Raw genomic sequence first — 21,518 nt, forward strand, 5'->3', positions numbered from 1 at the left:
AAAAGGGGAAGAGGCAATTCGTGTTATCTCTGTGACGCAGAAGCCGGTTTTTTGACTTCGGGCGGGTAATAATAGACTTATACTTTGTGTGTTCCCCTCGGCCGGGATACAGTATTGATTCGGATATAACGGGATGATGGCGATCATCAGTCACATACAGGAGAATACGATGGATACAAATCTGAAAATGTCACTGTGTAGTACGTTGGTCGCACTAGTGGTGATCATTGTCTTTAGTTTCACTGCGGTATTGAACTGATAGCAGATCGCCAGTGGTGTAAAAAGAAAACAGAAAAGGGGCTGATGCCCCTTTTCTCGTTATTCATTAAGCCATTTATCCGGTTGTTACTGACGAATATTTGTTAGCGAATGGTCTTCGGTGTCACCACGCGGCGAGCGCCGACATAATGGTCCTGCCAGTAATCTTCACTCAATTTACTGATTTTGATGTCAGAACCCGAGCGCGGTGACTGGATGAAACGACCATTGCCCAGGTAGACGCCAACATGGTCGGCAGCGCCGCGGTTGGTGATACGAAAGAACACCAGGTCACCGCTTTCCAGTTCGCTTTTCTTGATGGGCGCCGCGTCACGCAGGTGGAACATCTCATTGGCGGTGCGCGGAATCGAGATTTTTACCACATCTTTATAGGCGTAATACACCAGCCCGCTGCAATCAAAACCTGAATAAGGCGTTGAACCGCCCCAATGGTACGGTTTACCGATTTGGCTCATCAGCTTGTTCATGGCAGTCAATTTGGCGTGCTGATAGCGTTTTTGGTGAGCAGCACTGATAGTCAGCGCCGCTTTATCGTGTTTGCCTTTCTTGCTTTTACCATGTGAAGCCGTAGCGGCTACCTCATCTTCTTCATCGACCGCCGCTTTACCTTTTTTATGCGCGTTTTTAGCGACCACGAGTTCATGCGCTTTGTGGCTGGTTTTAGACTGCGCCGGTGTTTCTTTCTTTGCTGCGTCTTTTTTCGTGGTTTTCGCTAATGCAGCTTTAGTGGTATGCGTGCTTTTCTCTGGCTGCGATTTTGTATGGGAGGAATGAGCTGCCGTCGTCACCGACTTTTTGTCTGCGAGCTTTTTGTCATTGTGCGACTTCGCGTTTTTATCGTGACTGGCTACGGTTTTGGCTGGCGTAGACTTTGCGTTTTTTTCCGGTTTTTTGCCGTGCGTCGGCTCCGCGCCTTTTTTGTTAGCATTTTTGGCAACTTTATTCTTTTTGGATTCATCAAGCGCTTTATTCGCCGTTTCTACACCAGATTTGCGTGGTGGCACTGCCCCGCCATGCGGATTAGCCAGCGCCAGACCAGAAAATAGATTACTGAAAAATAATAAAAAGAGCGTAATAAATAACCGCATGATAGTTCTGACCGAATGTTGTCCTCAATCGTTCAATCTTTACAGTATTCCCGAAAATGACCTGATAAAAAAGCGGGAGATAGAATAATCCTACTACAAAATAGTGAGAAAACGTTAACAACGGTGTTTGCTGCTTAATTATCAGGCGATTTGGCGTCGCTTTGTACCGTTAGCACGTCACCCGGATAAAACCCTATAAAAGATAGCGTTTTTTTGTGGCCGTCGCTATCGTTAGAATACAAAACAAAAGAAGCGGTATGCCACGGTTTGCCGCGAGTCATATGAGCGGCTCTTAAGGGCTGCTCATCACGCGCTTGAGGAAGCAATAGAATGACGACAACGACACTTGAAAAAATTCAGCGCCAGATTGCTGAAAACCCGATTCTGCTGTACATGAAAGGCTCTCCCAAACTGCCGAGCTGCGGTTTTTCTGCTCAGGCGGTACAGGCGTTGTCAGCGTGTGGCGAACGTTTTGCCTATGTGGATATTTTGCAGAACCCGGATATCCGAGCCGAATTGCCGAAATATGCTAATTGGCCGACATTCCCGCAGCTGTGGGTGGATGGTGAATTGGTTGGCGGTTGCGACATCGTCATTGAGATGTATCAGCGTGGCGAACTGCAACAGTTGATTAAAGAGACAGCTGACAAATACCGTTCCCAGCAGGAAGACCAGCAGTAATCTTCCTTATTGTCAGGCAGCGCAACGCTGCCTGACAGCCTGTTTATCGTTGTTTTACGCCAGTATCGGCCGACGTGTGAGCGGTATTGGTTCGGTGTTATTCTTCGTCGACAGCCAGTGGCGCGTCTTCGGTATCGCCGACAGCACCAGCCAACGGCCAGCCCCCCATCCGTTTCCATCGATTGACCAGCTCACAAAACAGCTGTGCTGTGCGCTCGGTATCGTACAGCGCCGAGTGTGCCTGGCTGGCATCGAAAGGGATTTCTGCGGCAATACAGGCTTTAGCCAACACGGTTTGCCCCAGCACCAGCCCGCTGAGCGCGGCGGTGTCAAAGGTGGCAAACGGGTGGAATGGGTTGCGTTTCAAGCCGCAACGTTCAGCCGCCGCCATCAGAAAGCTGTGATCGAAGGTTGCGTTATGCGCCACGATGATCGCACGATTACAATTCTGGTCTTTGATACCTTTGCGAACGGCTTTAAAAATGTCATGCAGAGCGTCATATTCACTCACCGCGCCGCGCAGAGGATTGGTCGGGTCGATACCGTTAAACGCCAGTGCTTCGGGACGCAGAATTGCGCCTTCGAACGGTTCGATATGAAAATGCAAGGTGTCGTCCGGCTGTAACCAACCGCTTTCATCCATTTTCAGCGTTATGGCTGCAATTTCCAGCAGCGCATCGGTTTTCGCGTTGAACCCGGCGGTCTCAACGTCAATCACCACAGGGTAAAACCCACGAAAACGCGCGTTCAGAGCGTTCAGGTTATTTTTCTCAGCCATTCGTTTCTTATTTCTTCAGCAACATGCAGTGCGCATTATGGCAAATTGTGTCGGGGGATGCAGCAGCGAGACAGCGTGCCGTCCCCCGGAAAAGGCAGGTGCCGTCGGCACCTGAACAGACAAGGATAGAATCAGTTACCCAGGCCCTGACCGGCTTGTGAGCGTTCAATCAGTTCTATCTTGTAGCCATCCGGGTCTTCAACGAAGGCGATCACGGTGGTGCCGCCTTTGACCGGACCTGCTTCACGGGTCACTTTGCCGCCGGCCTGACGAATACGCTCACACGCGCCGGCAACATCATCCACACCCAGTGCGATATGACCAAATGCGGTACCCATGTCATAACTGTCTACACCCCAGTTGTAGGTCAGCTCGATCACTGCGCCTTCGCTTTCCTCGGTGTAGCCGACAAATGCCAGAGAATACTTATATTCTGGATTGTCGCTGGTGCGCAGCAGGCGCATGCCCAGTACCTTGGTATAAAAATCGATAGCGCGTTGCAGGTCGCCAACGCGTAGCATGGTGTGAAGTAAACGCATAATGACCCCTATTTTGATCCGTGGGTTAGCCGTCAGGGCGATATCGGTAGTATTCCGTTATCGTCTGAAACAATAGGGCCAGAGTATAGCGTCGTTGCCGGGGTGAGTCCAAATCTGTGGCGGAGAGATGCGGTGTGCCGTTGAGCCCTGTTTTGATGCGCGTTTGCTGCAAAACAACCAGGATAAACGGAAATATGGCGGTTAATTGCGCATTAACGCCACGTAAGGCTTGCCAGTGGCGGCAATCAAGGTTTCAATAAAGATGTCGGATGAGGAGGTACTGTGGCCGAGCAGCTCGAGCTTTTTCCTGTTCCCAACCCATGCCGCGGTATCTGCCAGGCGGATGACCGGGGCTTCTGCCGTGGTTGTTTTCGAAGCCGTAACGAGCGCTTTAATTGGGGGGCGATGAGCGATGCGCAAAAACAGGATGTGCTACGATTATGCCGCCAAAGGATGAAGCGTTCGCAGCGAAATGAGAAAAATTCAACATCCTCAGAACCGGAACAGCCGACCCTGTTTTAATCGACATGGTGATATTTAATGGCATAAATTAAGTTCAAGATCATTTTTAATTAATTATTATTTGCTAGAATAGATAGATAACAATAAGACCTTTTTATAAAACTTTCGTTTTAAATCAGAGTTGATTGCAATCCAGGGAAGTTGCTTAGTATGCTAACTATAAGGAGAGGTGATGGAATTGCCGTTAGGTTCTGATTTAGCCCGGTTGGTTCGTGTATGGCGTGCTTTGATTGATCATCGATTGAAGCCTCTAGAGCTCACTCAAACGCACTGGGTCACACTGCATAATATTCACCAACTGCCCCCGGGGCAGTCCCAAATTCAACTTGCCAAGGCGATTGGAATAGAGCAGCCTTCGTTGGTGCGAACGTTGGATCAATTGGAAGACAAAGGGTTAATTACCCGACATATTTGTGCCCATGATCGACGCGCCAAACGAATTCTGTTAACCGATATGGCCGATCCGATCATTCAGGCGGTAAATGACGTTATTGATCAAACACGCAGCGAAATATTAGATGGTATTACTCCTGCAGAAGTAGATGAGTTAGCCACTATTATCTCCCGACTGGAAAAAAACATATTGGCATTACATGAGACTCAGTCTTAATTAATAGAAGAAGTAAATGTCCCGGCAGGTAATTCGAATTTCAGGCAATATATACTCACAATGATTCGAGTTGCGGGGCGGTACGCATGCGTGTTGTACCGTTATAAATTGCACAATTATATGTTGTGCAATTGTATGTGGTGTAATGCGTTAACCCTTCAGGGCAAGGCTTATGATGAGCATTTGCAATGCGGTAATCGGCGTATTTCAAGCGGCTTGCATGAGTAAGTCACTGAGATAACGGACAACGTTGTCGGGAGCGGCGTTGTGTTCGATAAGCCTCATACCTGAAGGGTAAAAGTCAGTGCTGGACTAATAACACCAACATTCCTGTAACTTAAAATATGACGGGTATAGCGTACGAATAAGGGTGTATCTGAGCAGGCGAGTCGGATGAAGGTCATAAGACAATCACCACCCAATGGGTGGTGATTGGTTATTATCGCTTAGCGAGGAGAAACCGTGATGGAACGACCATTACTGGCCATCGCTACACGTTGACCAGCGTGGAATTTGGTGTCGCCTTGTTTTTGTACCACCATGATGGTGCTGCCATCATCTTTACGGATTTCCAGCTCAACCCCCTGAACGCGGTTAACCGCGCCTTCAATGCTGTTACCCGCAACGCCACCTGCAACCGCGCCTGCCGCTGTTGCCAGATTACGACCCGTACCACGACCGATAGTATTCCCCACCAGTCCGCCCAGTACCGCGCCACCGATCGTACCGATGACATTGCTGTCTTCCCCGGCCTGAATCTGCACCGGACGGGTGGAGACAATGGTACCGTAGGTTACCGTCTGGACTTGTTTGGCTTCAGATGCACTATAAACGTCTCCTGACAGGGTACTGGTGTTAGCACAACCAGCCAGTGTGATACCTGCTAAAGTGATCACGAGAAAACGTTTCATCATAGAAAGACTCCTGTTATAGCTGTGTCTGTGTCGGAGGGCGCAGCCTGAGCCGACGAATTATCTCTTGTCGCATTATGGCGTGGTCGAACGCACCATTCTACTGTGTCGACTAGCGTCAAAGATAGAATAGCGCGACTAAATTGATAATAAACGCGTTATAAAGTTCCTTGAGAATCCCTCTTTTTCTGAAAAAAGGCACTGAATGATAATGGGCGATCTGTTCTGGCATCTGTCTGACAAAAAAGACAAAATTGGGCCAGAGAACCGCGCTCCACGAACCGTGTGCGCTGACGCCGATATCGATGCCGTTATGGCGTAACCGGCAGTCATTTACATAACGAAAGGTAACCCGATGAGGTCTGGAAGATATATTGGCGTGATGTCTGGCACCAGCCTGGATGGTGTCGATGTGGTGCTGGCCGCCATTGACGAGCACACCGTTGCACAGCAAGCCAGTTATTGTCACCCGATTCCGCCTGAGATTCGTCAGACGATACTGAGCATGAATCAAGGGCAGGCGGTAACGCTTTCCTCGCTGGGGCGGCTTGATACCCGCCTTGGCGCGCTGTTTGCCGACGCGGTACAGGCGTTGCTGCGCCAGACCGGCCTGAGTGCGGGGGATATTACCGCGATTGGCTGTCATGGACAGACGGTTTGGCATGAGCCAGACGGCGATGCCCCTTGTACGATGCAGATTGGCGATTGTAACCGTATTGCCGCTGTGACTGGCATCACCACCGTTGGCGATTTTCGGCGGCGAGACATGGCGTTGGGGGGGCAAGGTGCTCCGCTGGTGCCCGTTTTCCACCACGCGTTGCTGCAACATCCGGTGGAGCGACGAATCGTACTGAACATCGGCGGGATTGCCAATATTTCGGTGCTGGCGCCGGGGAAAGCGGTAAAAGGCTACGACACCGGGCCTGGCAATATGCTGTTGGATGCCTGGGTGTGGCGCAATCGGGCGCAGCCCTATGACAAAGATGCCGCCTGGGCGTTGACGGGGCAGGTGGATAACCGATTACTGAGTCACATGCTGTCCGACCCGTATTTCGGTCTGGCGGCGCCGAAGAGTACCGGGCGTGAGTATTTCAATCTGACGTGGCTGGAAAGGCAACTGGCGTCGTTTGTGCGTTTGCGCCCGGAAGATGTGCAGGCCACGCTGGTGGCGCTGACGGCGGAAAGTATCGCCGAACAGGTGTTGTTGACCGGGGGTTGTGAACGCGTACTGGTGTGTGGTGGTGGCGCGCGTAATCCATTGCTGATGAGTCAACTGTCGGCGCGCCTGCCGGGTATTGAGGTTTGCCCGACTGATAACTTCGGTATCCGGGGGGATGATATGGAGGCGTTAGCGTTCGCCTGGCTGGCATTTCGCACCCTGTCGGGGTTGCCGGGTAATTTACCGTCGGTAACGGGTGCCAGCCGTGAAACTATCCTGGGGGCGATTTATCCCGCGATGGTGGCGTAAATCGGCTGAAAGACGCGGTAATCGAACGTATGTGATGTCAGTGGATGAGGGTGGTGTAATCAGATTTTGCCGACAGGCCTGTCAGCGTGTTGTTGATAGACTCCTCTTTTGTGTGATGATTCGGTCGGGATGCCGGAATCGTCGAATGCCAGAAAAAAGACGGAGAAGAATAAGATGAAACCACTGTGGATGACAGGGGCATTGACAGGGGCATTAGCGTTGCTCAGTGGTTGCGCCCATTTTATGCCGACGGCGCAGCCGCAAACCTTACACTACCAATGTGGCACCATGCCGCTTACCGTCACGCTGAATCCCGGCCAAAAGGTCGACAGCGTGACGTTCCTGCTGGATGGCGAACCTCATACCTTGCCACAGGTGCCTGCTGCATCCGGTACGCGTTATAGCGATGATCGTTATACGTTCTGGAGCAAGGGTAAGCAGGCGTTTATCGTCAGAGGCGATAGAATCATCGTGAATGATTGCGTGTTGCAGTAAGGCTGTTTCTATGCCGTGGTATGTCGTTGCGGGCGTTGAGATTTCGACGACGCGGGCGCAAAATGGGCTATTCCCTTTTCTCGCCCGATGAAGCAACGGCAGGATTGCATGACCACAGAAAACGACAACGCCCGCAACAAGGTGGCCCTTGCGCCGGAACAAGCCGCAAGCGTCGATATCGCCGATTTGCGGCGTGAATACACTCAGGGCGGCCTGCGCCGTCGCGACCTCACCGCCAACCCGCTCGATCTGTTTGAACGTTGGCTGAAACAAGCCTGCGAAGCGCAACTGGCGGATCCTACCGCGATGTGCGTGGCAACGGTTGACGAGCAGGGCCAGCCTTATCAGCGCATCGTACTGCTGAAACACTATGATGAAAAAGGCATGGTGTTTTATACCAATATGGGCAGCCGCAAGGCCCAGCAACTGGCTGCCAACGCCCGTATCAGTCTGCTGTTCCCCTGGCACATGCTTGAACGTCAGGTGATTGTCCTGGGCAAGGCGGAAAAACTGCCGATGCTGGATGTCATGAAGTATTTCCATAGTCGCCCGCGCGACAGCCAGATTGGTGCCTGGGTTTCAAAGCAGTCCAGCCGCATCTCTGCCCGCAGTATGCTGGAAAGCAAATTCTTTGAAATAAAGCAGAAGTTCCAGCAAGGTGAGATTCCACTACCGAGCTTCTGGGGTGGGTTCCGCGTCACTATCGAGTCGGTGGAGTTCTGGCAGGGGGGCGAGCACCGCCTGCACGACCGTTTTCTATACCAACGCGAGGGCAATGGCTGGGCAATTGACCGGCTGGCACCCTAAATCACCGGATTTTGTTGAGTTAAGCGCTGGCACTCCCGGTGTCGGCGCTTTATTCTATGTCACCCTGAATTATTACTTTCGTCGTTATGGCGAAAAGTCGTGTACCGGCAAAGGTGCAGTCGTTTATACATGGAGACTTTGATGGCAAGCAATCTGATTCAACAATTGCAAGAGCGGGGCCTGGTGGCCCAGGTAACGGACGAGGGCGCGTTAGCAGAGCGACTGGCGCAGGGGCCAATTGCACTGTATTGCGGCTTTGACCCGACCGCCGACAGCTTGCATTTGGGACATCTGGTACCGCTGCTGTGCCTGAAACGCTTTCAGATGGCCGGACACAAACCGGTGGCGCTGGTGGGTGGCGCTACGGGGTTGATTGGCGACCCGAGTTTCAAAGCCGCCGAGCGTAAGCTGAATACCGAAGAAACAGTGCAAGAGTGGGTGGATAAAATCCGCCGTCAGGTCGCCCCTTTCCTGGATTTTGACTGTGGCACCAACAGCGCTATAGCCGCCAACAACTACGATTGGTTTGGTTCCATGAACGTGCTGACGTTCCTGCGTGATATCGGCAAGCACTTCTCCGTCAACCAGATGATCAACAAAGAAGCGGTCAAGCAGCGTCTGAACCGCGATGACGTGGGCATTTCCTTCACCGAGTTTTCCTACAACCTGTTGCAGGGTTACGACTTTGCTTCGCTCAATGCGCTGCATGGCGTGGAGTTGCAGATTGGTGGTTCTGATCAGTGGGGTAACATCACTTCCGGGATCGACCTGACCCGTCGTCTGCACCAGAAGCAGGTGTTCGGCTTGACGGTTCCGTTGATCACCAAAGCGGACGGAACCAAATTCGGTAAAACCGAAAGCGGGGCGGTATGGCTGGATCCGAAGAAGACCAGTCCTTACAAGTTCTACCAGTTCTGGATCAACACCGCTGACGCGGATGTGTATCGCTTCCTGAAGTTCTTCACGTTCCTCGACATTGACGTTATCAACGCGCTGGAAGAAGAAGACAAGAATAGTGGCGCCGCGCCGCGTGCTCAGTATGTTCTGGCAGAAGAAGTGACCCGTTTGGTGCACGGCGAAGAAGGGCTGACAGCCGCTAAACGTATCACCCAGAGTTTGTTTAACGGTAACCTGAGCGACCTGACCGAAGCGGATTTCGCGCAACTGGCTCAGGACGGCATCCCCATGGTGGAGCTGGCGACAGGTGCGGATTTACAACAGGCGCTGGTCGATTCCGAGTTGCAGCCTTCTCGTGGGCAGGCGCGTAAGACCATCGCCTCCAACGCGATCACGATCAACGGTGAAAAACAGTCCGATCCGGAATACACCTTTACGGATGCTGACCGGCTGTTTGGCCGTTATACCTTGCTGCGTCGGGGCAAGAAAAACTACTGCCTGGTCTGCTGGAAAGACTGATGGATATACGGAAGGGAGCAACATGCTCCCTTCGTTTTTAGGTACCTCCCCACAGTGGGGGATAGCCTGACAAGCTCACCAGGTAATACCGTATCAGCTAATACCGTGGCGGACGGGGTAACAGCATGACGCTGTTTGATAAGAAACGGTTTAATAACCAGCAGTATATAAAAACAAGCACATCGCATTTGAGCAGGCAAGGGTAGTCACTTTCATGAAAAACATACTGTCGATTCAGTCTCACGTGGTTTTCGGTCATGCCGGTAATAGCGCGGCGGAGTTCCCCATGCGTCGGATGGGCGTCAATGTCTGGCCGCTGAATACCGTACAATTCTCCAACCACACGCAATATGGCCAGTGGACAGGCTGTGTAATGCCCGCCGAGCACCTGAGCGAGATTGCGCAGGGCATCAGTAATATTGATCATCTGAAGGACTGTGACGCGGTACTGAGTGGGTATATTGGCTCACCAGAGCAGGGCGGGCATATTCTGGAGGTGGTGCGCCGGGTGAAGGCGGCGAATCCGCGCGCCATTTATTTCTGCGACCCGGTGATGGGTACGCCGGAAAAAGGCTGCATTGTGCCAGCAGGGGTGACAGATTTTCACTGCAACCAGTCGCTACAGGCAAGTGACATGATTGCCCCCAATCTGCCGGAGCTGGAACTGCTGAGTGGGCGGACGATCCATACGGTAGAAGACGCTGTGCAGGCCAGTCGTGAACTGTGTCAGCGCGGGCCGCAACTGGTGTTGGTCAAACACTTAAGCCGTGCGGCTGCCAGCAAAGACAGTTTTGAAATGCTGCTGGTCACCCCGAAAGAAGCCTGGCATATCCAGCGCCCGCTAGTGGATTTTGGACCGCGCCAGCCGGTGGGCGTGGGTGACCTGACCAGCGGTTTGTTACTGGTGAATCTGCTAAAAGGCGTCGCGCCGGAAAAAGCGCTGGAACACACCACCGCGGCTGTCTACGAGGTGATGCTGGTCACCAAAGAAATGGAACAGTACGAGCTGCAACTGGTGGCCGCGCAGGATGGCATCGTACAGCCTCGTCACCATTTCCAGGCTGTTCGTCTGTAGTTGCTAAATCGGTCGTGGGTAAAACCGGCCGTGACAGACACACCATAAAATAACGGGGCATCGAGCCCCGTTGTTGTTACTACACATTGTTACTGTGCTTGTTCCTGCATACTGTACGGCGGTAAGCACAGTATGCATTCCATCATTCTGATTGGTCAGAACTTCACTTCAAGCCCTTCCGCCGTCAGCGCTTTTTCTACCGCCGGTCGCCCGGAAACACGCTCCAGATAAGCCACCAACGCAGGGAATTGGAGCAGGTTAAATTTCAGGTCATGTGCCCAGCGAGAAATGGTGAACAGGTAAGCATCGGCGACGCCGAACCGGTTACCGACCAGATAATCGTGCTCGCTGAGTACCTGATTCAGGTAACGAAAGCGCTGTTCCAGATAGCTTTTCAGCAAATCTTTGTACAGTTCTGGCGTACCGGGGCGGAACAGCGGCGTGAACGATTTGTGCAATTCAGTGGAAATGTAGGCCAGCCACTCAATGGCGCGGTAGTGGTGGATAGTGCTGGATGGCGCTATCAGATTATATTGCGGTGCTTTGTCTGCCAGATACAGGGCGATAGCAATATTTTCCGTCAGAATCGTTCCGTCATCCAATGCTAACGCCGGGACCATTCCTTTGGGGTTGATCTGCAGGTAGTCGCCATCCTGCTCGGTTCTCTTGGTACGCAGGTCGACATTCACCAGAGTGAACTTGGCCCGGGTCTCATGCAGGATGATATGAGGAAACAGTGAGCAACTTCCCGGTTTGTAATAGAGTTTCATTCGCCATTCCTTCAGTAAACGTCTTTGCGGTGAGTTGTAGTGTCAGGTATATCGTGTCAGTGCACGTTGTATCAAAACATGTTCTATCAGAGCATGTCCTATCAGAGCATAGTGTTAACAACGTAAGCGTTTTCACACAATCATGTAAATTCATATTGCTATAAATCACAGAGTCAGGCTGTGCGCGGCATCGCAAGATAAGAGTGCTGTGAAATCAACGCACTGCCGGGCGTTCTCCTTTTCCCAATATTCGTTAGTCGACAGAGTGTCCTCCTCTTCCTACTGTTATCGGTTGCAATGGGGGAATGTTCACCCTGATGTGTGGTTTATCTTACAATTTGGTGTGTTAAAAACGCGTTAAGCGTGCCGTTCGTCATCGGTCAATACGCCAAACGGCTGCTCGATGATAATGTAATGCTGACGCTTCCTGCTATCGGACAAATCTGTCGCCATTCCCATCGGGTATCCACTGATGTAAAACCATTCTCTGATGAAACGCAGAGCCCCTGTGTGCCATCACGCTATTCTTATTCTGACTCAGATAGTTGCTGCGGACGTGCTGCACTCTATGGCTGTGTGCAGCATGGCTACGCTCAACGCCTACGTTGTGAACCGTTTGCCGTGATGGCGCGATGACCGGAATTGTGCGTTGCGCACTTGTACTGTTCTCACGGATACAGTATTAGTGGGTGATGGTTTAATGCCATGATTCATAACATAAAATTATTGCACCTGAATAATTCAAATCGTGGGGTAACGGTCGTTATACCACGGTAGATGGAAATAAGACCGACATGCAGAGGAGCACAGAATGACGATAGACAAGGGTTGGCTGGCATCCATTTTTGGGGTGTTGAGTGTTGCGGCGGTTTCAGTACAGGCGGCGGAGGTACCGGCGGGTGTACAACTGGCCGATAAACAGGAACTGGTGCGTGCCAATGGGTCCGAGCCCGCGTCGCTGGACCCGCATAAAGTGGAAAGTGACGTTGAAGGGAACCTGGTCCATGATTTTTTTGAAAAGTTGGTGTCGGTACATGATGACGGCACGGTGGCACCCGGTTTAGCGGATCGATGGGAAAATAAAGACAATCAGGTCTGGACGTTCCACCTGCGTCCGGGGCTGAAATGGTCGGACGGCAGCCCGATCACCGCTGACGATGTGGTGTTTAGCTGGCAGCGTCTGATAGACCCAAAAACCTTGTCGCCGTATCAAAGTTACCTCGGCAGTATGCACGTGCTGAATGCCAGCGACATCATCGCGGGTAAGAAGAGCCCACAGGAACTGGGTATTAAGGCGCTGGATAAACAAACGGTACAGGTCACGCTGGATCAACCATTGTCCTATTTCCTGCCGATGGTCGACCACTATGTGATGGTGACCGTGCCGAAAGCGGCCATCGAGAAATTTGGCGACAAATGGACCCAAACGAGCAATTTTGTTGGCAGCGGACCGTTTGTGCCGACCGAGTGGGTCGTCAACGAGCGTATCACCGCTAAACGTAACGTTAACTATTGGGATAACGCGCACACGGTATTGAACAAAGTGACCTATCTGGTCATCGTCTCCAATACGGCCGAAGTCAACCGCTATAAAGCGGGGGAAGTCGACACAACGTACACCATGCCCAACCAGTTGTTTAAATCCCTGCAACAGGAATTGCCGAACGAAGTGAAGGTGACGCCGTATCTCTCGACCTATATTTATCGCTTCAATACCCAAAAACCGCCGTTTAATGACCCACGGGTCAGGCGTGCGCTGGACCTGGCGCTCGATAAGAGCGTGATTGCCGACAAGGTGTTGGGGCAGGGCCAGGTACCGGCGTATAACTACGTGCCGCGCGGCATGGCTGGCTATACCAGTAATCAGCCGGAATGGGCGAGCTGGACGCAGCAGCAGCGTAACGCTGAAGCGAAAAAACTGCTGAAAGAAGCGGGTTACGATGCAAGCCATCCGCTGAAATTCCAGTTGTTGTATAACACCTCAGAATCCCATCAAAAGATTGCCATTGCTGCCGCCTCAATGTGGAAGCAGAACCTCGGTGCGGAGGCGACATTGCTGAATCAGGAGTGGAAAACGCTGCTGGATACCTCACGCACCGGTAACTTCGAGGTAGTGAGGAACTCCTGGGGGGCTGACTATAATGAACCTTCCACCTATTTTGATACCCTGCGTGCCAACGACAGCAATAACACCGGCAAGTTTACTGACAAGGCGTACGACGAGGTGTTGGATAAAGCGGTGATGGCGTCGTCGCTGGAGGCGCGCAATGCGCTCTATCATCAGGCGGAAACTATCCTGCAACAGCAAATGCCGTTGATCCCGATTTATTATTACGTGCGTAGCCAGATGGTGAAGCCGTATGTGGGTGGGTTTAAGCCTGACCTGAAAGGGGATTTCTACAGCAAGGATATTTATATCGTCAAACATTGATTGGCGAGTATTGATTGGTGATCATTGATTGTCGATAGCACACCAGGCGGTCACCGCCTGGTGTGACAATGAAGGCGGGGTTATTTGCTGTCCAGCAAGTGGCCCATTTTGGCGGCCTTGGTGGCCAGATAATGCTCGTTTTTCGGATTGCGGCCAACGATGAGCGGCACACGCTCAACGATGTTGATGCCCGCTTCGGTCAGGATGGTGACTTTTTTCGGGTTGTTGGTCAAAAGACGCACCGCTTCCACGTTCAGTAGCTTGAACATATCTGCACACAGTGTGAAATCACGCTCGTCGGCGGCGAAGCCCAACTGGTGGTTTGCTTCCACGGTGTCGGCACCTTGATCCTGTAGCGCATAAGCCCGGATCTTGTTCAGCAGGCCGATATTACGTCCTTCCTGGCGGTGATACAGCAGAACGCCGCGCCCTTCTTCGGCGATGTGATTGAGAGCGGCTTCCAGCTGAAAGCCGCAATCACAACGCAGGCTAAACAATGCATCACCCGTCAGACATTCAGAGTGGACTCGCGCCAGTACCGGTTCGGGACCGGAAATATCACCGTATACTAACGCCAGGTGATCGCGCCCGGTTGCTGTTTCCTCGAATCCTACCATCAGGAAATCGCCCCACGGAGTGGGTAGTTTGGCTTCCGCCACCCGTTTTAGCTGCATGTTACTCTCCAACGCATAAATGATAAATTCCCGCTCCAGGCAGGAAGGGAATCTCGTATCGCCGCCGCCGTGCTGAGCCCCGGTGGCAGATAGTCACCTACTTTGTTATCAGTGACTGAATGATTCGGGATAATCGTGGTGTCGTTGACAGAACTGACAGATAGTTTACGTCATACTGAAAACCGATGTCCTATTTTTTGATAAAAATGTAAAAATTTTGTTCTAATATCCTGCTGAATTATAGGGAGAAGTAATGTACGACCTCGCCAGACGCACCGTAATTGGCACAATATCGTTGATGGTGTTGCCTATTTTGGTCTGGATCACGGGATGGCACTGGCAGCCAACCGTGTCAGGATGGTGGCTCAAGCCGTTATTCTGGATGACACAGACAGTATCAGCCCCGTGGGGAATTCTGACCAGTGTGGTGCTGTCGGCCTGGTTTTTGTGGCTGCTGCGACTACCTCTGCGCCCGATGTTGACGCTGCTGGCTATCCTGTTTGCCAGCATCGTGCTGGGGCAGGGGGTAAAATCAGTAACGAAACACCTGACGCAGGAAGCCCGGCCGTTTGTGGTCTGGCTCGAACAAGCGCATCAGGTGGATGAGCACTATTTTTATTCATTACCTGCCAGCGAGCGCGCCAGCTTACTGGAACAACAGCTTCAGCAAGTCTCACCATTGCCACCGTGGCAACGCCAGCATTGGCAGGAACAGGCAGATTACTCCTTCCCGTCGGGACATACCGTGTTTGCCGCCACCTGGGCGTTGCTGGCGGTGGGATTACTGTGGACGCGGCGTCATTATCTGGTGGTTTCCCTCATCGTACTGTGGGCCAATAGTGTGATCGCCAGCCGCTTGTTGCTGGGGATGCACTGGCCGCAGGATGTGGCAGCCGCCACGCTGATAAGCGCTGTGGTTTCGCTGGTGGCCGTCTTGCTGGCGCAGCGCTGGTGTGCGCCACTGTTGGCAGCGGCTCCATCCAAAACAGCTGCACGGTATCACCAGCAAGCCCGCCCGAACACCCGATGATGCCTGATAATGTGCCTGATAAAGCGATCGGTTGGTCGGGTATGGCGACGTGGGTATCCATAACCTGGATACCCACAACCAGCAGATACTGATGCCGGTGATGCTAATGCCGATGGATACGAGTAATAGCAAGGCGGCTTCGCAGATTGCCTGTCGCAGCCGCCGTTGGCGTGTCGGTAGTGTGCCGGTCATCCTCCCGTTTTTCCTTTCACGGCCCCCGTTAGCGTTCCCCCTCCGCTGAGGAAATGTTAAGTTAATAGGGTTCACTGCCGAAATTTGGCATAATTCATCCGTTTAAGGCGATATCACAGGAAGCGAACGTGAAATATATGCTGATTTTTTTTCTGGTGCTGGCGGTATTTATCGTATCGATCACGCTGGGAGCGCATAACGATCAGGTGATTACTTTTAACTACCTGCTGGCTCAGGGGGAATACCGGTTGTCGACGTTGTTGGCGACGCTGTTTGCCGCTGGTTTTGCGCTCGGCTGGGTGATCTGTGGCCTGTTTTATCTGCGCCTGCGCATTGCGCTAGGGCGGGAACAACGTAAAATCAAACGTCTTGAGCAGCAACTGTCTGCCCCGGAGAGCGCCAGCGGTGCGACCTCCGCTGAGTCCGCTACCCACTAAGGATCGCCTCCATGCTAGAACTGCTGTTTCTGTTGCTGCCGGTTGCCGCCGCCTATGGCTGGTATATGGGGCGCAGGAGTGCACAGCAGGACAAACAGGACGAAACCAATCGCCTGTCGCGCGATTATGTCACCGGGGTGAACTTTCTGCTGTCTAACCAGCAGGATAAAGCAGTCGAGTTGTTTCTCGACATGCTCAAAGATGACAGCAATACCTTTGAGGCTCACCTGACGCTAGGCAACCTGTTTCGCTCGCGTGGCGAGGTCGACAGGGCTATTCGTATCCATCAGGCGCTCACTGAAAGCGCGTCCCTCAGTTTTGAACAACGTTTGCTGGCGGTACAACAACTGGGGCGTGACTACATGGTGGCGGGGTTGTACGACCGCGCCGAAGAGATTTTTAAGCAACTGGTGGATGAAGAGGACTTTCGCGTCAGCGCCTTGCAGCAACTGCTGCAGATCCATCAGTCTACCAGCGACTGGCCAAACGCTATCGACACCGCTGAAAAGCTGGTGAAATTGGGCAAAACGCAATTTCGCAGTGAAATCGCTCACTTCTACTGTGAACAGTCGCTACAGGCGATGGGCAGCGATGATCTTGATAAAGCCCTGGCGATGTTGAAAAAGGCATCGGCGGCGGATAGTCAATGCGCGCGCGTGTCCATCATGCTGGGGCGCATTTATATGGCGCAGCAGAATTACGCTCAGGCTGTCACATTACTGCAGCAGGTTCTGGAGCAGGATACCGAACTGGTCAGTGAAACCCTGCCGATGTTGCAGGAGTGCTACCGCCACCTGCAACAACCTGAAGGGTGGGCGGCATTTCTGCGTCGTTGTGTTGAAGAGAAAAGCGGCTCTACGGCAGACCTGATGATGGCCGATGTGCTGGAACAGTATGAAAGCACCGAGTCGGCACAGACTTACGTCACGCGCCAGTTGCAGCGCCATCCCACGATGCGGGTGTTCCACCGGCTGATTGACTACCATTTGCGTGAAGCGGAAGATGGCCGAGCCAAAGAAAGCCTGCTGGTGCTGCGTAATATGGTTGGCGAACAAATCCAGGCCAAACCACGCTATCGTTGCCATAAATGCGGTTTTACCTCGCAATCACTCTACTGGCATTGTCCTTCCTGCCGTACCTGGGCCAGTGTTAAACCGATTCGTGGGCTGGACGGGGAGTAAGCCGTCCGGCCATTCTGTTCCCCAACCGTTATCCCCGCGCTGCCAGAACGGGCCGCCACGTTAGGCCGTCATTTCCTTCCTACTGTACCATGCCTCTTAGTTACAACATACTAATGGCCTGTAAGCGCTACGCTGGGTTAAGCATCGGCGCGGTTTGGCATTTAGGAGCAGGGGCGGGTAGAATGCGCGCCATAAAATGATTCACTCACTCAGGCTTAACGACGGGAGCATACCAGTGAACAGCCCAATCATCTCTTCGAATACGACGCCTTCGCATATCACGGCTTCAGGCTCTCCGATTATTGTGGCGCTGGATTACGCCGATCAGCATGCCGCCTATGCGTTTGTCGACCGTATCGATCCACGTGACTGTCGGCTGAAGGTCGGCAAAGAGATGTTCACGCTGTTCGGGCCGCAGTTGGTCAACGATTTACAACAGCGTGGTTTTGAGGTGTTTCTCGATCTTAAGTTTCACGATATTCCCAATACCACGGCCAGGGCTGTAGCCGCTGCGGCAGAGTTGGGAGTATGGATGGTGAATGTCCACGCCAGCGGCGGGGCTCGTATGATGGAGGCTGCCCGTGAGGCGCTGGTGCCGTTTGGGAGCAACGCGCCGTTACTGATTGCGGTGACGGTACTGACCAGCATGGATGACGCGGACTTGCAGGGACTGGGGATTACGCTCTCTCCGGCCGAGCAGGCAGAAAAACTGGCGCGGTTGACCCAGCAGTGCGGTCTGGATGGGGTGGTGTGTTCTGCTCATGAAGCCGTGCGGCTCAAGCAGGTGTGCGGTGCGGATTTCCGGCTGGTGACCCCAGGTATTCGCCCGTCGGGCAGCGATGCTGGCGATCAGCGTCGGATTATGACGCCGCAGCAGGCACAACACGCCGGTGTGGATTACATGGTGATTGGCCGTCCTATTACCCAGTCCGCTGATCCGGCGCTGACCCTGAAAACGATTTTGGCTTCGCTGGGAGAGAAATAATGCGCGACGATAACAGCCGGTTGGTGTACTCCACCGACACCGGGCGTATTGATGAACCCGAGCAGAAAGCGGCCCGTCCGAAAGGCGACGGCATTGTGCGTATTCAACGCCAGACCAGTGGGCGCAAAGGTAAGGGCGTTTGCCTGATTACCGGTATTGACCTGGATGACACAGCGCTGGACGTGCTGGCAGCTGAGCTGAAAAAGAAGTGTGGCTGTGGCGGCTCGGTCAAAGACGGGGTGATCGAAATTCAGGGCGACAAACGTGATCAGCTCAAGCAGTTGCTGGAAGCGAAAGGGATGAAGGTCAAGCTGGCTGGAGGGTAACCTGCCCTGTGCCGCGACAGGCATCGATAACCGCATGAAAATAGCAGTATGAACATAGCAGTATAAAAACACACAGGCTCCCTTGGGAGCCTGTTTGCTATGCGGGGTGGTTATCGCGTCGTCTGGTGACCGATAATGCCGCCTACCGCCGCGCCACCTACCGTGCCGAGTGCGCTGCCGTTGGTTAATACCGCGCCGCCGACTGCGCCAATCCCCGCACCGATGGCGGTATTCCGTTGCCGTTTATTCATACCGGCGCAGCCTGCCAGTGTGCTGACGATCACCATAGCCAGAACGGTAGTTGTGAATTTTTTATTGATTTGCATGGTTCTTCTCCGGTTGTTCACCTTTCACGACAGTGCGTTATCACGGCCATGAATAATGTTATTGTCGTGGCAAGGGGCGTTATGACAGTGCGCGATGACTTGCCGTGACGTGCTGTGTCTATCTGGCTGCCAGTATAATTATCGGCAGAGGGCGTAACAGGTGAAAAACTCTTAATTCACAGTAGTCTGGCGGCGATGGCGACAATACGACCTGCTTTCTGGCTCGCGTTCGGTGTCGGCGTGATCCCTTTCCCGTTTTCCCAGCAGAACACAGCCTGCTTTTCAGCCATTCAGCCCATACCTGTGCCGGTAGCCCAACGTGAGAATAGGGCAAACCACACAGGAGGGCGGATGATGTTGGAAGAACTTAAAATTCAGGTGCTTGAAGCTAATCTGGCTTTACCCCGGCATCAACTGGTGACCTTCACCTGGGGAAACGTGAGCGCGGTGGATCGTGAGCGCGGTCTGATGGTGATCAAACCCTCAGGTGTCGAGTACGACGTGATGACCGCCCAAGACATGGTCGTCGTCGAACTGGAAAGCGGCCGGGTGGTGGAAGGGCAGCGTAAACCCTCGTCTGACACCGATACCCACCGCGTGTTATATCTGGCTTTCTCATCGTTGGGCGGAATTGTCCATACCCACTCGCGGCATGCCACTATCTGGTCACAGGCGGGCAAAGATTTACCGCCGTGGGGGACCACTCACGCCGATTATTTCTATGGGCCTATTCCCTGCACCCGATTGATGACCGAGGCGGAAATCAACGGGCGTTATGAGTGGGAAACCGGGCAGGTCATTGTCGAGACGTTTCGTGAACGCGGCCTGTCACCACAGGATATTCCAGCGGTGCTGGTCAATGCCCATGGCCCGTTTGCCTGGGGAGCGGATGCGCATAACGCGGTGCACAATGCCGTGGTGCTGGAAGAAATTGCTTACATGGGGATTTTCTCGCGCCAACTGACCCCAACGTTGGAACCGATGCAATCCACATTGTTGGATAAGCATTACCTGCGTAAACACGGCAAGAACGCTTACTACGGGCAGTGATTCGCAACAGCGCCAGTAGTCATGCACTGGCTGCCTTGCCGCCAGGTTTTATTTACCTCACGCATTGGAGGGACAGGCAGCATGCCCTCCATTGCGAAATAAACAAAATAACGATCCTATAAAATAGAAACATCGTTTTATTTGTTTGCCAATGATCACTTTTCTCTCATCATTAAACGACTACCTTCAGCACTGAGAAGTGTGGTGTGCGTGTCCTCCCGGTTGTTTTCTTCGTTGCCAATGGTGGTGATGTTGTACCGGGATAGGACACTCGCCCTGCTTCGGGTGGGCTGAACAGGCGTCATCACCTCATGCATGCGCAGTCCAGGCGGTAGGTGCGGGTCATGGTGATATGTTTGTCTTGCTCATGGTTTCTGTCCCTTTTTTCAGGCAATGAATCCTATGCATATCAAACGTTCTATTGAAAAGATTCCGGGTGGCATGATGCTGGTGCCGCTGTTTCTTGGCGCGTTGTGTCATACCTTTGCGCCGGGTGCTGGCAAGTATTTCGGGTCGTTTACCAACGGTTTGATCAGCGGCACGGTGCCGATTCTGGCGGTGTGGTTTTTCTGCATGGGGGCATCGATTCGGCTGAGTGCCACCGGAACGGTATTGCGTAAATCCGGCACGTTGGTGGTAACGAAAATTGCCGTAGCCTGGGTGGTGGCCGCGGTTGCGTCACGTCTGCTGCCGGAGCATGGGGTGGAAGCCGGCTTTTTTGCCGGGTTATCCACTCTGGCGCTGGTGGCGGCGATGGACATGACCAATGGCGGGTTGTATGCGTCCATCATGCAGCAATATGGCACCAAAGAAGAATCCGGCGCATTCGTGTTGATGTCGCTGGAGTCTGGCCCTCTGATGACGATGGTGATCCTCGGTACCGCCGGTATTGCCTCGTTTGAGCCGCATGTCTTTGTCGGTGCGGTATTGCCGTTTCTGGTGGGGTTTGTTCTGGGGAATCTGGATCCGGAATTGCGTGAATTTTTCAGCCGTTCGGTGCAGACGCTCATTCCTTTTTTTGCTTTCGCGCTGGGCAATACCATTGATTTGAGCGTTATCGGTCAGACCGGGTTCCTGGGCGTTATGTTAGGTGTTGCGGTGATCATCATTACCGGTATCCCGTTGATGGTGGCGGACAAGGTGCTGGGCGGGGGTGACGGTACCGCAGGGATTGCCGCGTCCAGTTCGGCAGGGGCGGCGGTGGCGACACCGGTGCTGATTGCGGAAATGGTTCCGGCGTTTAAACCAGTGGCACCGGCGGCCACGACACTGGTGGCGACGTCGGTGATTGTGACGTCGGTTCTGGTACCGATCATCACCGCGATGTGGTCAAAACATGTCAAAGGTGGCGATGGTACCGTCGAGCAAGAAGAAGGAACGCCGGAGCAAGAACAATCGCAACAGGCCGCACATCACTAAATAACGCTTAACGACATGACGTTTCACT

The 21,518-nt window shown here is 53.0% G+C and carries 24 protein-coding genes; 17 read left to right on the forward strand and 7 right to left on the reverse strand.

From position 1 onward, the window contains the following. The first annotated feature begins 169 nt into the window (after window positions 1-169). Window positions 170-259 (forward strand): cytochrome bd-I oxidase subunit CydH, encoded by a 90-nt coding sequence (gene cydH, locus DZE2538_RS20825; RefSeq protein WP_023640084.1) that lies wholly within the window; start codon window positions 170-172, stop codon window positions 257-259. A 103-nt stretch (window positions 260-362) separates the two neighbouring features. Here cydH and DZE2538_RS07500 read toward each other — a convergent pair whose 3' ends face one another. Then, the gene (locus DZE2538_RS07500; RefSeq protein WP_023640083.1) at window positions 363-1,367 is read right to left on the reverse strand and encodes a C40 family peptidase; all 1,005 of its coding nucleotides are present in this window, start codon (window positions 1,365-1,367) and stop codon (window positions 363-365) included. Window positions 1,368-1,697: 330 nt separating this feature from the next. Here DZE2538_RS07500 and DZE2538_RS07505 point away from each other — a divergent pair, with 330 nt between their 5' ends. Beyond that, window positions 1,698-2,048 (forward strand): Grx4 family monothiol glutaredoxin, encoded by a 351-nt coding sequence (locus tag DZE2538_RS07505; protein ID WP_012884361.1) that lies wholly within the window; start codon window positions 1,698-1,700, stop codon window positions 2,046-2,048. Window positions 2,049-2,145: 97 nt separating this feature from the next. Here DZE2538_RS07505 and rnt read toward each other — a convergent pair whose 3' ends face one another. Together rnt and gloA are read right to left on the reverse strand one after the other, a co-directional pair. Next, entirely contained in the window at window positions 2,146-2,826 is a 681-nt protein-coding gene (gene rnt / locus DZE2538_RS07510) for a ribonuclease T (RefSeq protein WP_019845814.1), read from the reverse strand. A gap of 131 nt (window positions 2,827-2,957) precedes the next feature. After that, window positions 2,958-3,365, reverse strand: coding sequence for a lactoylglutathione lyase (gene gloA, locus DZE2538_RS07515; RefSeq protein WP_019845813.1), 408 nt, complete (start codon window positions 3,363-3,365; stop codon window positions 2,958-2,960). A gap of 282 nt (window positions 3,366-3,647) precedes the next feature. On the opposite strand from gloA, the gene DZE2538_RS20270 reads away from it, so the two are divergent. After that, window positions 3,648-3,887, forward strand: coding sequence for a DUF1289 domain-containing protein (locus DZE2538_RS20270; protein ID WP_023640081.1), 240 nt, complete (start codon window positions 3,648-3,650; stop codon window positions 3,885-3,887). A gap of 172 nt (window positions 3,888-4,059) precedes the next feature. Further along, entirely contained in the window at window positions 4,060-4,497 is a 438-nt protein-coding gene (gene slyA / locus DZE2538_RS07520; protein WP_012884365.1) for a transcriptional regulator SlyA, read from the forward strand. 446 nt (window positions 4,498-4,943) lie between these two features. Here the strand turns inward: slyA and DZE2538_RS07525 are convergent, their stop codons facing one another. Beyond that, complete coding sequence (locus tag DZE2538_RS07525; protein WP_019845812.1) at window positions 4,944-5,411, reverse strand: outer membrane lipoprotein; 468 nt, start codon at window positions 5,409-5,411, stop codon at window positions 4,944-4,946. A 352-nt stretch (window positions 5,412-5,763) separates the two neighbouring features. Here DZE2538_RS07525 and anmK point away from each other — a divergent pair, with 352 nt between their 5' ends. The 5 genes from anmK (at window position 5,764) to pdxY (ending at window position 10,669) form a co-directional block, all read left to right on the forward strand. After that, a complete protein-coding gene (gene anmK / locus DZE2538_RS07530) occupies window positions 5,764-6,876 on the forward strand; it encodes an anhydro-N-acetylmuramic acid kinase (protein ID WP_038915998.1) in 1,113 nt (370 codons plus the stop codon). A gap of 174 nt (window positions 6,877-7,050) precedes the next feature. Beyond that, a complete protein-coding gene (locus DZE2538_RS07535; protein WP_080638965.1) occupies window positions 7,051-7,371 on the forward strand; it encodes an MliC family protein in 321 nt (106 codons plus the stop codon). A gap of 108 nt (window positions 7,372-7,479) precedes the next feature. Continuing rightward, window positions 7,480-8,178, forward strand: coding sequence for a pyridoxamine 5'-phosphate oxidase (gene pdxH, locus DZE2538_RS07540; RefSeq protein WP_019845808.1), 699 nt, complete (start codon window positions 7,480-7,482; stop codon window positions 8,176-8,178). A 138-nt stretch (window positions 8,179-8,316) separates the two neighbouring features. Continuing rightward, window positions 8,317-9,594: a tyrosine--tRNA ligase gene (gene tyrS / locus DZE2538_RS07545; RefSeq protein WP_026358025.1), complete on the forward strand. Its 1,278-nt coding sequence runs from the start codon at window positions 8,317-8,319 to the stop codon at window positions 9,592-9,594. Window positions 9,595-9,808: 214 nt separating this feature from the next. Next, a complete protein-coding gene (gene pdxY / locus DZE2538_RS07550; protein ID WP_019845806.1) occupies window positions 9,809-10,669 on the forward strand; it encodes a pyridoxal kinase PdxY in 861 nt (286 codons plus the stop codon). A 155-nt stretch (window positions 10,670-10,824) separates the two neighbouring features. Here pdxY and gstA read toward each other — a convergent pair whose 3' ends face one another. After that, window positions 10,825-11,439, reverse strand: a complete 615-nt coding sequence (gene gstA / locus DZE2538_RS07555) for a glutathione transferase GstA (RefSeq protein ID WP_012884372.1) — start codon at window positions 11,437-11,439, stop codon at window positions 10,825-10,827. Window positions 11,440-12,250: 811 nt separating this feature from the next. Here gstA and DZE2538_RS07560 point away from each other — a divergent pair. Further along, a complete protein-coding gene (locus DZE2538_RS07560; protein WP_038913779.1) occupies window positions 12,251-13,870 on the forward strand; it encodes an ABC transporter substrate-binding protein in 1,620 nt (539 codons plus the stop codon). An 80-nt stretch (window positions 13,871-13,950) separates the two neighbouring features. On the opposite strand, the gene ribA is transcribed toward DZE2538_RS07560, so the two are convergent. Continuing rightward, entirely contained in the window at window positions 13,951-14,544 is a 594-nt protein-coding gene (gene ribA / locus DZE2538_RS07565; protein WP_019845804.1) for a GTP cyclohydrolase II, read from the reverse strand. Between the two features lie 253 nt (window positions 14,545-14,797). Here ribA and pgpB point away from each other — a divergent pair, with 253 nt between their 5' ends. The 5 genes from pgpB (at window position 14,798) to yciH (ending at window position 18,695) form a co-directional block, all read left to right on the forward strand. Beyond that, window positions 14,798-15,574 carry a phosphatidylglycerophosphatase B gene (gene pgpB / locus DZE2538_RS07570; RefSeq protein ID WP_038915999.1) on the forward strand — a complete coding sequence of 259 codons (777 nt, stop codon included), beginning with the start codon at window positions 14,798-14,800 and terminating at the stop codon, window positions 15,572-15,574. Window positions 15,575-15,894: 320 nt separating this feature from the next. Then, window positions 15,895-16,203: a LapA family protein gene (locus DZE2538_RS07575; protein ID WP_012884377.1), complete on the forward strand. Its 309-nt coding sequence runs from the start codon at window positions 15,895-15,897 to the stop codon at window positions 16,201-16,203. Window positions 16,204-16,214: 11 nt separating this feature from the next. Then, complete coding sequence (gene lapB / locus DZE2538_RS07580) at window positions 16,215-17,384, forward strand: lipopolysaccharide assembly protein LapB (RefSeq protein WP_023640075.1); 1,170 nt, start codon at window positions 16,215-16,217, stop codon at window positions 17,382-17,384. 235 nt (window positions 17,385-17,619) lie between these two features. Continuing rightward, on the forward strand, window positions 17,620-18,369 hold the full coding sequence (pyrF, locus tag DZE2538_RS07585) for an orotidine-5'-phosphate decarboxylase (protein WP_050568661.1): 750 nt from the start codon (window positions 17,620-17,622) through the stop codon (window positions 18,367-18,369). Next, window positions 18,369-18,695: a stress response translation initiation inhibitor YciH gene (gene yciH / locus DZE2538_RS07590; RefSeq protein WP_019845800.1), complete on the forward strand. Its 327-nt coding sequence runs from the start codon at window positions 18,369-18,371 to the stop codon at window positions 18,693-18,695. The genes pyrF and yciH overlap by 1 nt, the downstream gene beginning before the upstream one ends. A 110-nt stretch (window positions 18,696-18,805) precedes the next feature. On the opposite strand, the gene osmB is transcribed toward yciH, so the two are convergent. Beyond that, window positions 18,806-19,021: an osmotically-inducible lipoprotein OsmB gene (osmB, locus tag DZE2538_RS07595; protein ID WP_019845799.1), complete on the reverse strand. Its 216-nt coding sequence runs from the start codon at window positions 19,019-19,021 to the stop codon at window positions 18,806-18,808. A gap of 354 nt (window positions 19,022-19,375) precedes the next feature. Between osmB and araD the strand changes: the two genes are divergently transcribed. Beyond that, window positions 19,376-20,071 carry an L-ribulose-5-phosphate 4-epimerase gene (gene araD, locus DZE2538_RS07600; protein WP_038915078.1) on the forward strand — a complete coding sequence of 232 codons (696 nt, stop codon included), beginning with the start codon at window positions 19,376-19,378 and terminating at the stop codon, window positions 20,069-20,071. 402 nt (window positions 20,072-20,473) lie between these two features. Next, entirely contained in the window at window positions 20,474-21,490 is a 1,017-nt protein-coding gene (gene kdgT / locus DZE2538_RS07605) for a 2-keto-3-deoxygluconate transporter (RefSeq protein ID WP_038916000.1), read from the forward strand. The last annotated feature ends 28 nt before the right edge of the window (window positions 21,491-21,518 follow it).

Source organism: Dickeya zeae NCPPB 2538 (assembly GCF_000406165.1).
GTDB classification, from domain to species: Bacteria; Pseudomonadota; Gammaproteobacteria; order Enterobacterales; family Enterobacteriaceae; genus Dickeya; species Dickeya zeae.

Coding starts and splice junctions, on each gene's coding strand:
- pdxY (WP_019845806.1), top strand. CDS start 9,809: ATGAAAAACATACTGTCGATTCAGTCTCACGTGGTTTTCGGTCATGCC.
- pdxH (WP_019845808.1), top strand. CDS start 7,480: ATGACCACAGAAAACGACAACGCCCGCAACAAGGTGGCCCTTGCGCCG.
- DZE2538_RS07525 (WP_019845812.1), bottom strand. CDS start 5,411: ATGATGAAACGTTTTCTCGTGATCACTTTAGCAGGTATCACACTGGCT.
- anmK (WP_038915998.1), top strand. CDS start 5,764: ATGAGGTCTGGAAGATATATTGGCGTGATGTCTGGCACCAGCCTGGAT.
- lapB (WP_023640075.1), top strand. CDS start 16,215: ATGCTAGAACTGCTGTTTCTGTTGCTGCCGGTTGCCGCCGCCTATGGC.
- araD (WP_038915078.1), top strand. CDS start 19,376: ATGTTGGAAGAACTTAAAATTCAGGTGCTTGAAGCTAATCTGGCTTTA.
- gstA (WP_012884372.1), bottom strand. CDS start 11,439: ATGAAACTCTATTACAAACCGGGAAGTTGCTCACTGTTTCCTCATATC.
- pgpB (WP_038915999.1), top strand. CDS start 14,798: ATGTACGACCTCGCCAGACGCACCGTAATTGGCACAATATCGTTGATG.
- cydH (WP_023640084.1), top strand. CDS start 170: ATGGATACAAATCTGAAAATGTCACTGTGTAGTACGTTGGTCGCACTA.
- gloA (WP_019845813.1), bottom strand. CDS start 3,365: ATGCGTTTACTTCACACCATGCTACGCGTTGGCGACCTGCAACGCGCT.
- slyA (WP_012884365.1), top strand. CDS start 4,060: ATGGAATTGCCGTTAGGTTCTGATTTAGCCCGGTTGGTTCGTGTATGG.
- DZE2538_RS07560 (WP_038913779.1), top strand. CDS start 12,251: ATGACGATAGACAAGGGTTGGCTGGCATCCATTTTTGGGGTGTTGAGT.
- DZE2538_RS07500 (WP_023640083.1), bottom strand. CDS start 1,367: ATGCGGTTATTTATTACGCTCTTTTTATTATTTTTCAGTAATCTATTT.
- ribA (WP_019845804.1), bottom strand. CDS start 14,544: ATGCAGCTAAAACGGGTGGCGGAAGCCAAACTACCCACTCCGTGGGGC.
- DZE2538_RS07505 (WP_012884361.1), top strand. CDS start 1,698: ATGACGACAACGACACTTGAAAAAATTCAGCGCCAGATTGCTGAAAAC.
- rnt (WP_019845814.1), bottom strand. CDS start 2,826: ATGGCTGAGAAAAATAACCTGAACGCTCTGAACGCGCGTTTTCGTGGG.
- kdgT (WP_038916000.1), top strand. CDS start 20,474: ATGCATATCAAACGTTCTATTGAAAAGATTCCGGGTGGCATGATGCTG.
- DZE2538_RS07535 (WP_080638965.1), top strand. CDS start 7,051: ATGAAACCACTGTGGATGACAGGGGCATTGACAGGGGCATTAGCGTTG.
- osmB (WP_019845799.1), bottom strand. CDS start 19,021: ATGCAAATCAATAAAAAATTCACAACTACCGTTCTGGCTATGGTGATC.
- yciH (WP_019845800.1), top strand. CDS start 18,369: ATGCGCGACGATAACAGCCGGTTGGTGTACTCCACCGACACCGGGCGT.